Source organism: Oribacterium sp. HCP28S3_H8, assembly GCF_052064775.1.
Lineage (GTDB): Bacteria > Bacillota > Clostridia > Lachnospirales > Lachnospiraceae > Oribacterium.
Map to the genome: position 1 here is coordinate 86127 of NZ_JBQHUZ010000010.1, position 13337 is coordinate 99463.

The following is a 13337-nucleotide window of genomic DNA, read 5'->3' on the forward strand; positions in this document are numbered from 1 at the left end:
AAGCTTTGATAACTGTTTGTTATAGAAAGACATAATAAATAAATTTTCCGTTAATACTTGCAAAATTTCATGTGCATGGTAAAATGAAGCAAATGTTTGCATTAGGCATACAAATGTATCTACTGTGCAAACAGAAGGAGGGAATGTTATGAATATGAAAAAAATCGTTGCTCTGGGCATGACAGCGGCCATGGCGCTGAATCTTGCTGCCTGCGGTAGCTCTTCCTCGGGAAGCGCAGCCTCTGGCGCAGCAGCTTCCAAATCCGCATCCGGAGATAAAGTCATCAAAATTGGTGTTTTTGAGCCGACCACAGGCGAGAACGGCGGCGGCGGTTTCCAGGAGGTGCTGGGCATCCGTTACGCCAATCAGACACATAAAACAGTCAAGCTTGGTGACGATGAATATACCATTGAGCTCGTTGAGGTAGATAACAAGTCTGATAAGACGGAGGCTGTCAATGCAGCCAACAAGCTGATGGGAGAGAAGGTTTCCGGCGTCATCGGCTCCTATGGCTCTGGCGTTTCCATTGCCGCTGGTCAGATTTTTGCAGATGCCAAGGTTCCGGCTGTTGGAGCATCCTGCACCAATCCGCAGGTTACAGAGGGAAATGATTATTATTTCCGTGTCTGCTTCCTTGACCCGTTCCAGGGTACAGTAATGGCTAACTATGCAATGCAAAATGGCTATAAGACCGCAGCAGTTCTTACACAGCTTGGCGATGATTATTCCTCCGGTCTTGGATCCTTCTTTAAGACTGCATTTACAAATCTTGGCGGAACCATCGCGGATGAGGAGCAGTTCCAGACCAATCAGACAGATTTCAAGGCTGTGCTTACCAATATCAAGGCGGCAAATCCGGATATAATTTTTGCGCCGTCTTCCATTACGACAGCACCGCTGATTATCAAGCAGGCAAGAGAGCTTGGCATCACGTCCCTGATTGCAGCGGGAGATACATGGGAGAACTCGACCATTATCGAGAATGCAGGTGATTCTGCCGAGGGTGTTGTTCTTTCAACCTTCTTTGATGAAGCAGAGCCTGCCAACGATGAAGCGAAATCGTTTATTGAGGGATTTAAGCCTTACCTTAAGGACAATAAGCAGGATGAAATCATTCCGGCAGTATCGGCACTTGGCTATGATGCATACCTTGCTCTCTACAATGCCATTGAGGCAGCTCAGTCCACAGATGGAGAGAAAATCAAGGACGCTCTTAAGGATGTCAAGTTTGATGGTGTAACCGGGTCTATCTCCTTTGATGAAAACGGTGATGCTAAAAAGAATATGGCATTTATCAAGACCATTGAAAACGGCCAGTTCAAGTTCCTGACCACAACCACGATTGACGGCTGATCCATAAGCTTACGCTTTGCTTGAGAGGGGAACGTACCTTCCGGGGACGGTCCCCTCTCTGATGTATAAAGGAGCATCTACTATGTCATTGACTACATTCCTGCAGCAGTGTCTGACAGGTATTTCTCTCGGAGGTGCCTATGCGCTGATCGCCATTGGCTATACCATGGTATACGGCATTCTCCGACTTATCAATTTTGCGCATGGAGACATTTTTATGATGGCCGGCTATTTTATGATTTTTGCTATGGCCTCCATGCCCTGGTTTATTGCTGTTCCCTTTGTGCTGCTTGTGACAACGGTACTGGGCGTGGGAATTGAGAGAGTGGCATATAAGCCGCTGCGTTCCGCTCCGAGGATGTCCGTCATGATTTCCGCGATTGGTGTTTCCTACCTACTGCAGAATCTTGCAACGTATCTTTTTACGGCTCTTCCGATGGCATATCCGGAGATTCCGGGACTCAAAAAAATCTTTAAGATCGGCGGTCTGTCCGCGTCATTTGTTACATTTTTTACACCTGTACTGACGATTGTGCTGGTATATCTCCTGATTACCCTGATCCATCACACCAAGATGGGCATGGCGATGCGCGCAGTCTCCAAGGATTACGAGACGGCAGCGCTGATGGGCATTGATATAAACCGTACCATTTCCTTTACTTTTGCAATCGGTTCTCTGCTTGCAGCAATCGGTTCCATCCTGTATTTCACGGACCGTATGACGGTATTTCCGTTTTCCGGCTCGCTTCCGGGACTTAAGTGCTTTGTGGCAGCAGTTTTTGGCGGTATTGGTTCGATCCCCGGCGCTGTTGTCGGCGGATTTGTCCTTGGCATGGGTGAGACTGCCCTTGTAGCTGCAGGATACTCTACCTTCTCGGATGCATTTACCTTTGTGGTGCTGATCATTATCCTGCTCGTACGCCCGACCGGACTGTTTGGCGAGAAGACCACAAACAAGGTCTAAGGAGGTATGATATATGAAGTATGACTTTTCAAGAAAAAAGAAAAGAGACGCGGTACTGGATCTTTTGCTGATCGCCGTTGTGCTGGGGATCTGCGGATTTCTCGAAGCCAATAAGTATAATTACAGCTATGCCATATCTATCATAGAGCGATCCATGATTTATGCGGTAGTCGCAGTTTCCATGAATCTTGTGAATGGCTTTACCGGATTGTTTTCACTGGGACAGGCGGGCTTTATGGCTTTGGGAGCCTATGTTACCGCGATCCTGACGATCCCTGTAAGTCAGAGACCTTCTGTTTACTACATCTCAGGTATTAATCCTCTTATCGCCAATCTCTCGGCGCCGATTACACTGGCTCTGATCCTGGGAGGACTTGTGGCGGCAGCCTGTGCCGCACTGATCGGTATCCCTGTGCTAAGGCTTAAGTCCGATTATCTTGCCATTGCCACCCTGGGCTTTGCTGAGATTATACGCGCACTGATTGCAGCGCCGATGATGGACACGATCACAAACGGTTCCTATGGGCTGAAGTCTATCCCGGGCTTCTCCAGTATTTTCCAGGTGCTGATTCTGACCGTAGTTTCCATCGGACTGATGGTGCTGCTGATCAATTCCTCCTATGGCAGAATGTTTAAGGCAGTCCGTGAGGATGAAATCGCTGCGGAGGCGATGGGCATCAACCTTTTCCATACAAAGGAATTGTCCTTTGTGATTTCCTCTTTTTTTGCGGGAATCAGCGGAGGTATGCTTGCAATGTTTATGAGATCCATAGATTCCAAGACATTCCAGGTTTCTCTTACCTATGATATCCTTTTAATTGTAGTCATCGGCGGAATCGGATCTGTGACAGGCTCCGTACTTGGAGCCTTTGTGGTTACAGCCGGACGTGAGCTGCTCCGCTTCTTTGATGAGCCGCTGACGGTGGCAGGAGTCAGCATCCCGTTGTTCCGCCCCGGCTTCCGTATGGTTATTTTTTCGATTCTTCTGATGGTAGTGGTCCTTTTTTACTCCCGTGGTCTGATGGGTACCAATGAGTTCAGTTGGGATGGAATATTTGGATTTTTCCGACGGAAACGGAAAGCAGTAAAGGCGGAGGGCAGATAAGATGAATGAAGTCAAGGAAAATGTCCTCAAAATGGAAAATGTTGTCATGCAGTTCGGCGGTGTAACTGCAATTGATGGGCTTTCGCTTGAGGTTAATAGGGGGGAGATTGTGGCACTCATCGGTCCGAATGGTGCCGGCAAGACCACTGCATTTAACTGTATCACCGGTATTTATCAGCCAACCTCCGGCGCTGTCAGCTTTAAGGGAGAGAATTTAAAAGGGAAGTCTCCGGATTGTATTACAAGACTTGGAATCGCTCGTACCTTCCAGAACATCCGGCTGTTTTCCAATCTGACGGTATTTGATAACGTACTGATTGCCAAGCATCTGAGAGCACATGATAATGTTTTTACGGCAACGCTCCGTCTGAACCTTAAGGAGGAGGACCGCATGCGCCGGGAAACAGAAAAGCTTTTAAGAGAGCAGGATCTCTATGAGCTCAAGGATGAGATCGCATCCTCTCTGCCTTATGGTCTGCAGCGCAGATTGGAAATTGCAAGAGCCCTTGCGACATCTCCGGAGCTTCTGCTGCTGGATGAGCCTGCGGCGGGTATGAATCCGCAGGAGACACAAGAGCTCACGGATTTTATAGTAAAAATTCGTGACCAGTATCATCTGACTGTCTTTATGATTGAGCATCACATGGACCTGGTTATGCAGATCTCGGAAAGAATATATGTACTTAACTTCGGTAAACTGATTGCACAGGGCAGCTCTGAGGAGATTCAGAACAATCCGGAGGTTATCGAAGCGTATCTTGGAGGTTCGGAAGATGCTTAAGGTAGATAACTTAAAAATTAATTACGGCGGCATAGAGGCTGTAAAGGGAATCTCCTTTGAGGTTCCGGATCAATCGATCGTAACACTGATCGGTGCCAATGGAGCCGGCAAGTCCTCGACCCTCCGGGCGATTGCGGGACTCGTTAAGGCAAGCGGAGGCAGTATTTCCTTTGATGGAGAGGATATCACTTCGCTTCCAACTGCAAAACGTGTGGCAAAAGGTATCACGCTGTGTCCTGAGGGCAGACATGTGTTCCCGGATATGACGGTGCTGGAAAACATTAAGATCGGTGCATATCTCCGTAACGATAGTCTGGAAGAGGATATCCAGAGGGTATACAAGCTCTTTCCGCGGCTTGAGGAGCGGCACTGGCAGCTTGCGGGGACACTCTCCGGAGGCGAGCAGCAGATGCTTGCGGTTGCCCGGGGGCTTATGTCAAACCCTAAAATCCTGATGCTGGATGAGCCGTCGCTGGGACTGGCGCCGATTATTGTGCAGGAGATCTTTAATATCATTAAGAGGATTAACCAGGAGCAGGGCATTACGGTTCTTTTGATTGAACAGAATGCCAACATGGCGCTGAAGGTCGCAGACAGGGCATATGTTATGGAAACCGGCAGCATCACAATGACAGGCACCGGTGCAGAGCTGCTTGCCAATGACGAGATTCAGGCAGCTTATCTTGGCAGAAAAAAATGAAGCTGTAAAAATCATTTCGTAGAACCTTAGCTTTCTAAGCTGATCTTATTAGGAGATCGTATTTAGGTCATTATTTATTATAGAAGCCATGTACTGCATATATATGCGGTGCATGGCTTATTTTATGTATAATGTTCCATATAGTATACATTTTGGAATTTCCTTGATAGCATAGGTCGGTTTATGATATGATATGAAAAATCTCAGAGAGGTAATGAAATGAAATTTACAAAAATGCAGGGTTGTGGAAACGACTATGTGTATGTTAATTGCTTCTCGGAACAGGTTACAGACCCTTCCAGTCTCGCTAGACGGATTGCCGATCGGCATTTCGGTGTCGGAGGAGATGGTCTGATTCTGATTGAGCCGTCTGATAGGGCAGATGCATATATGCATATGTTTAATTTAGACGGATCCGAGGGAAACATGTGTGGCAATGGCATTCGCTGTGTTGCAAAATATATTTATGATCACGGTTTGATTGCCGCAGATCGTACAACAGCAGTAATAGATACCAAATCAGGGCTTAAGAACATCGAGCTGTTTACAGAAAATGGAAAAATGATCAGTGCAGCAGTGGACATGGGGCAGGCAAAGCTTACAAGTGAGCTCCCGGAAAGGATCACTGTGAGAGGCATGGACCTCGTTTTTATTGGCATTGATGTGGGAAATCCCCACGCTGTTTATTTTCTGGAAGACAATAAAGCGCTCGGTGTTTCGGAAGTCTCTGATTTGGATTTTCTTTTATATGGCAAAGATTTTGAGGAGCATAAGCGCTTTCCGGATAAGGTGAACTCGGAGTTTATCCGTGTGATCAGTCGGAGAGAGATTGATTTCCGAGTCTGGGAGCGGGGCTCCGGAGAAACGCTGGCATGTGGTACAGGAGCTACGGCTGCGGTAGCCGCGGGCTGTATGGCAGGTAAGCTGGACAGGGATCAGGAGGTGCTGGTGCATCTCCGGGGAGGAGATCTCAGCATCCGCTATATTTCAGACAACGGACACTGCATCATGACAGGACCGGCAGTAGAGGTTTTTGCAGGAGATTTTCCACTGTAATTAAGTAAAGTAGAGACAGTTGATCTTGTTATAAAGGAGAAAAAGAATGGATGCATTTCTGATACTGGAGGATGGAACTGTTTTTAAGGGGACATCGATCGGCGCGGAAAAGGAGGTCATTTCCGAGGTAGTATTTAACACCTCGATGACCGGATACCTTGAGGTGCTGACAGATCCGTCTTATGCAGGACAGGCGGTGGTTATGACCTATCCCCTGATCGGTAATTACGGAATCTGCACAGAGGATATGGAGTCTGCCCATCCATGGCCGGATGCATATATTGTGAGAGAGCTTTCCCGTATGCCGAGCAACTGGAGATCTGAAAATACCATTCAGAATTTCCTGAAAAAATATGAGATTCCCGGGATTGCCGGCATTGATACCCGGGCGCTTACAAAGCTTTTGAGAGATAAGGGGACCATGAATGGTATGATCACTACAAAGCGCTATCATGGGGATGCGCTTCTGCCTGTCCTGGAAAAAATCCGTGCATATCAGGTACGTGGGGTTGTGATGAAGACCACAACCAGGGAAGTATATGCCGCGCAGGCACAGAATCCGGATGGCAGCCGGTATACAGGTGAGAAAGAGCCGAAGCGGGTGGCATTTCTGGATGTAGGAGCAAAGCGGAACATTATACGTTCGCTGCAGCGGCATGGCTGTGATGTGACGGTATACCCGGCAGATACGCCTGCGGAGGTGATTCTCGGCAGTAATCCGGATGGCATTATGATTTCCAATGGTCCGGGGGATCCAAAGGAGAATACTGGTATCATCAGAGAAATCCGGAAGCTTTATGAATCAGACGTGCCGATTTTTGCGATCTGTCTCGGACATCAGCTGATGGCACTTGCCACGGGTGCGGATACCTATAAACTGAAATATGGTCACCGTGGAGGTAACCATCCTGTCAAGGATCTTGCCAGCGGGCGTGTGTATATCAGCTCGCAGAACCATGGGTATGCTGTGGATCCTGCCTCCCTTAATCCGGAGATCGCAAAAACGGCGTTTGTCAATGTCAATGACGGGACCAACGAAGGTCTTAGCTATGTAGGTAAAAATATTGTGACTGTGCAGTACCATCCGGAAGCTTGTCCCGGACCGAGAGACTCGGGATATCTTTTTGATCAATTTATCAGCATGATGGAGGCAAACTGAGTATATGAGAGATGCAAGTATTAAAAAGGTTCTGATCATTGGCTCCGGCCCGATTGTCATTGGACAGGCAGCGGAGTTTGATTACGCAGGCACCCAGGCATGCCGCTCTCTTCAAGAGGAGGGCGTTGAGGTTGTCCTGCTCAATTCCAATCCTGCAACCATCATGACGGACAAGGATATCGCGGATCACGTGTATATTGAGCCTCTGACACTTGAGGTTGTGGAAAAGGTTATCGAGCTCGAGAAGCCCGACTCGATTCTGCCGACCATGGGAGGTCAGGCAGGGCTGAATCTGGCGATGGCACTGGACGAGGCTGGATTTCTCAAGTCTCATAATGTACGTCTGATCGGTACTACCGCTCTGACCATCAAAAAGGCAGAGGATCGTCTTATGTTTAAGGAGACCATGGAAAAGATCCATGAGCCGGTTGCTCCGTCAGAGGTGGTGCACTCCGTTGAGGATGGTATCCGTGTGGCGGAGTCTATCGGATATCCGGTGGTACTGCGTCCTGCATACACGCTGGGTGGATCCGGCGGTGGTATCGCAGCGGATCGGGAGGAGTGCCAGGAAATCCTGGAAAATGGTCTACGTCTCTCCCGCGTGCATGAGGTTCTGGTGGAAAAAAGTATTGCCGGCTGGAAGGAAATCGAGTATGAGGTTATGCGCGATGGTGCAGGTAATGTAATCACGGTCTGCAACATGGAAAACCTGGATCCGGTTGGCGTGCATACAGGGGATTCCATTGTCGTTGCACCTTCTCAGACCCTGTCGGATAAGGAATACCAGATGCTTCGTACCTCGGCACTTAACATCATTTCCGAGCTGGGAATCACTGGAGGCTGTAACGTTCAATACGCCCTTAATCCGGAGAGCTTTGAATATTGTGTCATTGAGGTGAACCCCAGAGTTTCCAGATCCTCGGCGCTTGCTTCCAAGGCAACAGGCTATCCGATTGCCAAGGTTGCAGCTAAAATTGCGCTGGGATATACGCTGGATGAGATTAAAAACGCAGTTACGGGCAAGACCTTTGCGGCATTTGAACCGATGCTTGACTATGTGGTGGTCAAGATGCCACGGCTTCCGTTTGATAAATTTATCACTGCCGATCATATCCTCGGCACACAGATGAAGGCAACCGGAGAGGTTATGGCGATCGCCAACAACTTTGAGGGCGGACTGATGAAGGCAATCCGCTCACTTGAGCAGCACGTGGACTCTCTGTTGTCCTATGATTTCTCGGAGCTCGACGACCATGATCTTCATAAAATGCTGCATCATGTGGATGACCGGCGGATCTGGGTCATTGCGGAGGCGTTACGCAGAGGCTGGAGCTACTCGGAAATCCATGAGATTACCAAAATTGACGAATGGTTTATCGATAAGCTTAAGATCATCGTAGAGATGGAACAGCGGCTCCATGAGGAGTCCATGAATGAAACTCTGTTGAGAGAAGCCAAGAGGATAGAGTTTCCGGATAGTGTGATCGCCCGTCTTACAGGCTATACGGAGGAGGAAATCCATGACTTCCGTGAGCAGTGGAATATTCATGCCGCATTCAAAATGGTAGATACCTGTGCAGCGGAATTTGAAGCGGAAACGCCATACTACTACAGTGTTTTCGGATCTGAAAATGAGTCAACAGGAGCCTTCCGTGATCCATCCAAGCATAAGAAGGTGCTGGTGCTCGGGTCCGGACCAATCCGGATTGGACAGGGTATCGAGTTTGACTTCTGCTCTGTTCATAGTACATGGCAGTTTAAGAGAGAGGGCTATGAGACGATTATCATCAATAATAACCCCGAGACTGTCTCAACCGATTTTGATATTGCGGATAAGCTCTATTTTGAACCGCTGACTCCGGAGGATGTGCGGAATGTTGTCGACATCGAGCATCCGGATGGCGCAGTGGTACAGTTCGGCGGTCAGACAGCAATCAAACTTGCCAATGCACTGGAAAAAATGGGCGTGCCGATTCTCGGAACGCAGCAGGATGACGTGGATGCGGCAGAGGACCGGGAGAGATTTGATAAGATCCTCCAGGAAACAGGATGCCAGCGCGCAGCAGGACACACGGTATTTACTGCAGAGGAGGCAAAGAAAGCAGCGCACGAACTGGGATATCCGGTACTTGTGAGACCATCTTATGTTTTAGGTGGAGCTGGCATGCGTATTGCGATAAGCGACCAGGATATTGACGAATATATCGGAGAAATCAACCAGATTGCGCAGGAGCATCCGATTCTCGTCGACAAATATATCCGGGGCACAGAGCTCGAGGTCGATGCAATCTGTGACGGTCAAGACATTCTCATCCCGGGTATTATGGAGCATATCGAGCGTACGGGTATCCACTCCGGTGACTCGATTTCTGTATATCCGGAGCGGAGTCTTACACCGACCGCCAAGCAGCGGGTTATCGATTATACCGAGCGGCTTGCCAAGGCATTGCATGTCATCGGCATGGTCAACGTGCAGTTTATCGCGGACGGCGATGAGGTCTATATCATTGAGGTGAATCCAAGATCCTCAAGAACCGTGCCGTACATCAGCAAGGTCACCGGAATCCCGATTGTTCCGCTCGCAACACAGATTATCTGCGGGCATACCATCCGGGAGCTTGGCTACAAACCGGGACTGCAGCCGGAAGCAGACTACTATGCGATTAAGATGCCGGTGTTCTCCTTTGAAAAGATCAAAGGCGCGGATATTTCGTTGGGACCGGAGATGAAGTCCACAGGCGAATGTCTCGGCATTGCAAAGTCCTTTAACGAGGCACTGTATAAGGCGTTCCAGGGAGCGGGCATTCAGCTGCCGAAATACGGCAACATGGTAATTACCGTAAGAGATGAGGATAAGAAGGAAATTATCCCGATTGCAAAGCGCTTTGAAAAGCTTGGATATCGCATTTTTGCAACACATGGAACCTATCAGGCACTGACCGAAGGTGGAGTAAAATGCTTCCAGGTACGTAAGGTGGAGCAGGAGTCGCCTAACATCCTGGATCTCGTGCTTGGACATGAGTTGGACATTGTCATTGATACACCTAAGGAGGGTGCAGAGGCATCCAAGGATGGCTTTGTGATCCGCAGAAATGCAGTGGAGACCGGTGTCAATGTACTTACGGCGATTGATACCGCAAGAGCGCTTGCCACCTCTCTGGAAAATAAGTCTGCTGAGCTGCATCTCATAGATATCGCAAAACTGGATAGAAAGGCGTAACAGGAGGAAGCGTAATGAGTAAAAAAAGAATGGTCATTGCCCTCGGACATAAGGACCTGGGATATACACTTCCGGAACAGAAGGAAGCTGTAAAAAGAACTGCCGTTATGATCGGTGATTTTGTGGAGAGCGGCTATCAGATTGCTATTGTGTATTCTAACTCTCCGCAGGTTGGCATGATTCATACTGCCATGAAGGATCTCTCCGAGAACTATCCGGAGCAGTATACCAAAACACCTCTCGCGGTATGCTCAGCCATGAGTCAGGGCATGATCGGATACGATCTGCAGAACGCTGTGCGGGCGGAGCTTGTGAAACGGGGAATTTATAAGACAGCCTCTACGATTCTTACGCAGGTTCTTGTGGATCCTTATGACGAGAGCTTCTATAATCCGATCAAGCTGGTGGGCAAGGTTATGAATGCTGCGGAAGCCAAAAAGGAAGAGGATAACGGAAATCATGTGCAGATGATTGCAGATGGAAGGTTCCGCAGAATTGTACCTGCTCCGACGCCAAAATCTATTGTGGAAATTGACGCAATCAAGACACTGCTTGACGCCGATCAGGTAGTGATTGCCTGCGGTGGGGGTGGTATCCCGGTGCTGCGGCAGGGGAACAATCTTAAGGGAGCAGCCGCTGTTATAGAAAAGGATCTTGCGGCAGGCCTTCTTGCCAAGGAAGTGGATGCCGACATTCTATTGATTACCACGGCAGTAGATCAAGTTTCACTTAAATTTGGTCAGCCGGATGAAAAAAAGCTGGACAAGATGTCAATTGAGGAAGCAAAGCAGTATATAAAGGATGGACATTTTGAGTTCCGCTCTATGCAGCCTAAGGTGGAAGCAGGTATTGAATTTGTGGAGTCTGGAAACGGCAGAAAGGCGATTATTACATCTATGGAGCTTGCTGAAAAGGCGGTTTCCGGTCTTGCCGGAACTACGATTCAGTAGGAGCATAATGTGGTAAAGGAGCGCGTAACATGGTTATGGGCTCCAAAACAGGGGACTTGTAAAAACAGTCATGCAGGGTTAAAATCTCTGCATGACTGTTTTTTATATTGAATGAGGTTATATTATGAAATTAATAAGTTTCGCAATACCATGCTACAATTCAGCAGAGTACATGCGCCATTGTATAGAAAGCATCCTGCCGGGCGGAGATGAGGTGGAGATCATAATTGTAGATGATGGTTCACAGAAGGATAATACCTTTGAAATCGCCAGAGAATATGAAGCAAGGTATCCGGGAATTTGCAAGGCGGTACATCAGGAAAATGGAGGACATGGTGAAGCGGTGAATACCGGCTTAAAAAACGCGACCGGTCTATTTTTTAAGGTTGTGGATTCGGATGACTGGCTGGATGACAAGGCTTTGCCTGAGGTGCTTGGAAAGCTTAGAGAGCAGGTTATGGCAGGAACACCGGTGGATATGTTTGTCGCAAACTTTATCTATGATAAGGTGGGACAGGAGCATAAAAAGGTAATGCGTTACCGCACGGCATTTCCGCAGAATCAGATTTTCGGATGGAAGGATGTAAAGCATTTCATGCTGGGGCAATATATTTTAATGCATTCGGTGATTTACCGCACACAGATGCTGAGAGATTGTGGTCTGGTGCTGCCGAAGCATACCTTTTACGTAGATAATATCTTTGTATATCAGCCTCTTCCCTCTGTAAAAAAGATGTATTATATGGATGTGAATCTGTACCATTATTTTATTGGCAGAGAAGACCAGTCGGTAAATGAAGCAGTGATGATCGGGAGGATTGATCAGCAGATTCGGGTAAATAAAATTATGGCGGATTGTTGTGACCTGTCCAAGATACCATCGGCTAAGCTTCGACACTATATGTTTAACTATCTGGATATTATTACGACCATTTCGTCTATACTTGCGATTAAATCCGGTACAGAAGAAAACATGGCTAAAAAACGGGAGCTGTGGCAGTACCTTAAGAAAAAGAATTTCAGGTTATGGCTTCGGCTTCGTACAAGCTTTCTGGGGCAGGGCGTTAATCTGCCTGGCAAAGTGGGCAATAAGCTGACGATTGCGGCGTATAAGGTTACGCAGAAGTTCTATGGATTTAACTGAGCTGTTTTACATGATTTTGTTACGGAACTACGGTGGACATAGCTACCTTAAGTATGTAGGGATGAGCCTGGGGACTATAAATAGAGCTGTGTGATCGGTATGGCATGATTTCTTTAAAATCATAAAATTCATTGTTGACAAAACAGACTTCGTCTTGTATTATAAACAAGTCGCAAAGATAACAGGCGACGGACGGGGTCTTAGCTCAGCTGGGAGAGCATCTGCCTTACAAGCAGAGGGTCACAGGTTCGAGCCCTGTAGGCCCCATAGATTTGGTCTGGACTGCGCATTTAGCGCGGTCTGGGACGAAATTAAATATGGCGAGATAGCTCAGTTGGCTAGAGCACGCGGTTCATACCCGCGGTGTCGAGAGTTCAAGTCTCCCTCTCGCTACGATGGAAAACGGTGTTGCATGGCACCGTTTTTTTGTTACCTGCTCTGACCATATCTCTCGCGGTTTCTGGCGTTTGCGTTCCAAAAAAGGATGCTTTTTGCTCTATCTTATGTAAAAGCTTTGTACTTATGATCATATATACGCAAAAGACAAGATGATAAATGACGATAATAGAAAGTAGCTTGTAAAATAAAATTTGTAAAGCAAAATATATCGGTAAAATATAAAAAACACTTGACAGTAATGCACCCAGGTGGTAGTTTAGATGAGTTCGCCAAACGACGGACACAAAAATCGGTAAGGATCAAGAGAATATAATATAAAAGAGCGTATGACCGCTGCTGCAATCAGCTCCAGAGATTCAAATAATCCTTCAAAAAACTGCTTGACAGTTTCAAGGCTACCTGCTAATATATACAGGCTGTCGCGAAACAGACGAGAGCAAAACGGAACCTTGAAAATCAAAGATCGAATAATACACAGACCCTGAAGATTCTAAAGAGGATTTTC

At 47.5% G+C, this 13337-nt stretch carries 10 protein-coding genes and 2 tRNA genes; all 12 read left to right on the forward strand.

From position 1 onward, the window contains the following. Positions 1-148: 148 nt before the first annotated feature. A complete protein-coding gene (locus ACTNEN_RS11635) occupies positions 149-1354 on the forward strand; it encodes an ABC transporter substrate-binding protein (RefSeq protein WP_441206662.1) in 1206 nt (401 codons plus the stop codon). A gap of 82 nt (positions 1355-1436) precedes the next feature. After that, complete coding sequence (locus ACTNEN_RS11640) at positions 1437-2318, forward strand: branched-chain amino acid ABC transporter permease (RefSeq protein WP_441206664.1); 882 nt, start codon at positions 1437-1439, stop codon at positions 2316-2318. A 13-nt stretch (positions 2319-2331) separates the two neighbouring features. After that, the gene (locus tag ACTNEN_RS11645) at positions 2332-3423 is read left to right on the forward strand and encodes a branched-chain amino acid ABC transporter permease (RefSeq protein WP_441206666.1); all 1092 of its coding nucleotides are present in this window, start codon (positions 2332-2334) and stop codon (positions 3421-3423) included. Between the two features lies 1 nt (position 3424). Further along, positions 3425-4204 (forward strand): ABC transporter ATP-binding protein, encoded by a 780-nt coding sequence (locus ACTNEN_RS11650; protein WP_441206668.1) that lies wholly within the window; start codon positions 3425-3427, stop codon positions 4202-4204. Beyond that, positions 4197-4904 carry an ABC transporter ATP-binding protein gene (locus ACTNEN_RS11655; protein WP_441206670.1) on the forward strand — a complete coding sequence of 236 codons (708 nt, stop codon included), beginning with the start codon at positions 4197-4199 and terminating at the stop codon, positions 4902-4904. Before ACTNEN_RS11650 ends, ACTNEN_RS11655 begins: the two co-directional genes overlap by 8 nt. Positions 4905-5123: 219 nt before the next feature. Continuing rightward, the gene (gene dapF, locus ACTNEN_RS11660; protein WP_441206672.1) at positions 5124-5960 is read left to right on the forward strand and encodes a diaminopimelate epimerase; all 837 of its coding nucleotides are present in this window, start codon (positions 5124-5126) and stop codon (positions 5958-5960) included. A 46-nt stretch (positions 5961-6006) separates the two neighbouring features. Then, on the forward strand, positions 6007-7119 hold the full coding sequence (locus tag ACTNEN_RS11665; RefSeq protein ID WP_441206674.1) for a carbamoyl phosphate synthase small subunit: 1113 nt from the start codon (positions 6007-6009) through the stop codon (positions 7117-7119). Positions 7120-7123: 4 nt separating this feature from the next. Continuing rightward, a complete protein-coding gene (gene carB, locus ACTNEN_RS11670) occupies positions 7124-10339 on the forward strand; it encodes a carbamoyl-phosphate synthase large subunit (protein ID WP_441206675.1) in 3216 nt (1071 codons plus the stop codon). Positions 10340-10353: 14 nt separating this feature from the next. Continuing rightward, on the forward strand, positions 10354-11289 hold the full coding sequence (arcC, locus tag ACTNEN_RS11675) for a carbamate kinase (RefSeq protein WP_441206677.1): 936 nt from the start codon (positions 10354-10356) through the stop codon (positions 11287-11289). Positions 11290-11413: 124 nt separating this feature from the next. Then, on the forward strand, positions 11414-12433 hold the full coding sequence (locus ACTNEN_RS11680) for a glycosyltransferase family 2 protein (protein WP_441206679.1): 1020 nt from the start codon (positions 11414-11416) through the stop codon (positions 12431-12433). Between the two features lie 194 nt (positions 12434-12627). Beyond that, a tRNA-Val gene (locus ACTNEN_RS11685) sits at positions 12628-12700 on the forward strand. A 52-nt stretch (positions 12701-12752) separates the two neighbouring features. Beyond that, a tRNA-Met gene (locus tag ACTNEN_RS11690) sits at positions 12753-12826 on the forward strand. Positions 12827-13337 lie beyond the last annotated feature (511 nt).

What these genes read in the sequence shown, in the direction of transcription:
- ACTNEN_RS11635 (WP_441206662.1), top strand. Translation starts at nt 149, where the DNA reads ATGAATATGAAAAAAATCGTTGCTCTGGGCATGACAGCGGCCATGGCG.
- ACTNEN_RS11640 (WP_441206664.1), top strand. Translation starts at nt 1,437, where the DNA reads ATGTCATTGACTACATTCCTGCAGCAGTGTCTGACAGGTATTTCTCTC.
- ACTNEN_RS11645 (WP_441206666.1), top strand. Translation starts at nt 2,332, where the DNA reads ATGAAGTATGACTTTTCAAGAAAAAAGAAAAGAGACGCGGTACTGGAT.
- ACTNEN_RS11650 (WP_441206668.1), top strand. Translation starts at nt 3,425, where the DNA reads ATGAATGAAGTCAAGGAAAATGTCCTCAAAATGGAAAATGTTGTCATG.
- ACTNEN_RS11655 (WP_441206670.1), top strand. Translation starts at nt 4,197, where the DNA reads ATGCTTAAGGTAGATAACTTAAAAATTAATTACGGCGGCATAGAGGCT.
- dapF (WP_441206672.1), top strand. Translation starts at nt 5,124, where the DNA reads ATGAAATTTACAAAAATGCAGGGTTGTGGAAACGACTATGTGTATGTT.
- ACTNEN_RS11665 (WP_441206674.1), top strand. Translation starts at nt 6,007, where the DNA reads ATGGATGCATTTCTGATACTGGAGGATGGAACTGTTTTTAAGGGGACA.
- carB (WP_441206675.1), top strand. Translation starts at nt 7,124, where the DNA reads ATGAGAGATGCAAGTATTAAAAAGGTTCTGATCATTGGCTCCGGCCCG.
- arcC (WP_441206677.1), top strand. Translation starts at nt 10,354, where the DNA reads ATGAGTAAAAAAAGAATGGTCATTGCCCTCGGACATAAGGACCTGGGA.
- ACTNEN_RS11680 (WP_441206679.1), top strand. Translation starts at nt 11,414, where the DNA reads ATGAAATTAATAAGTTTCGCAATACCATGCTACAATTCAGCAGAGTAC.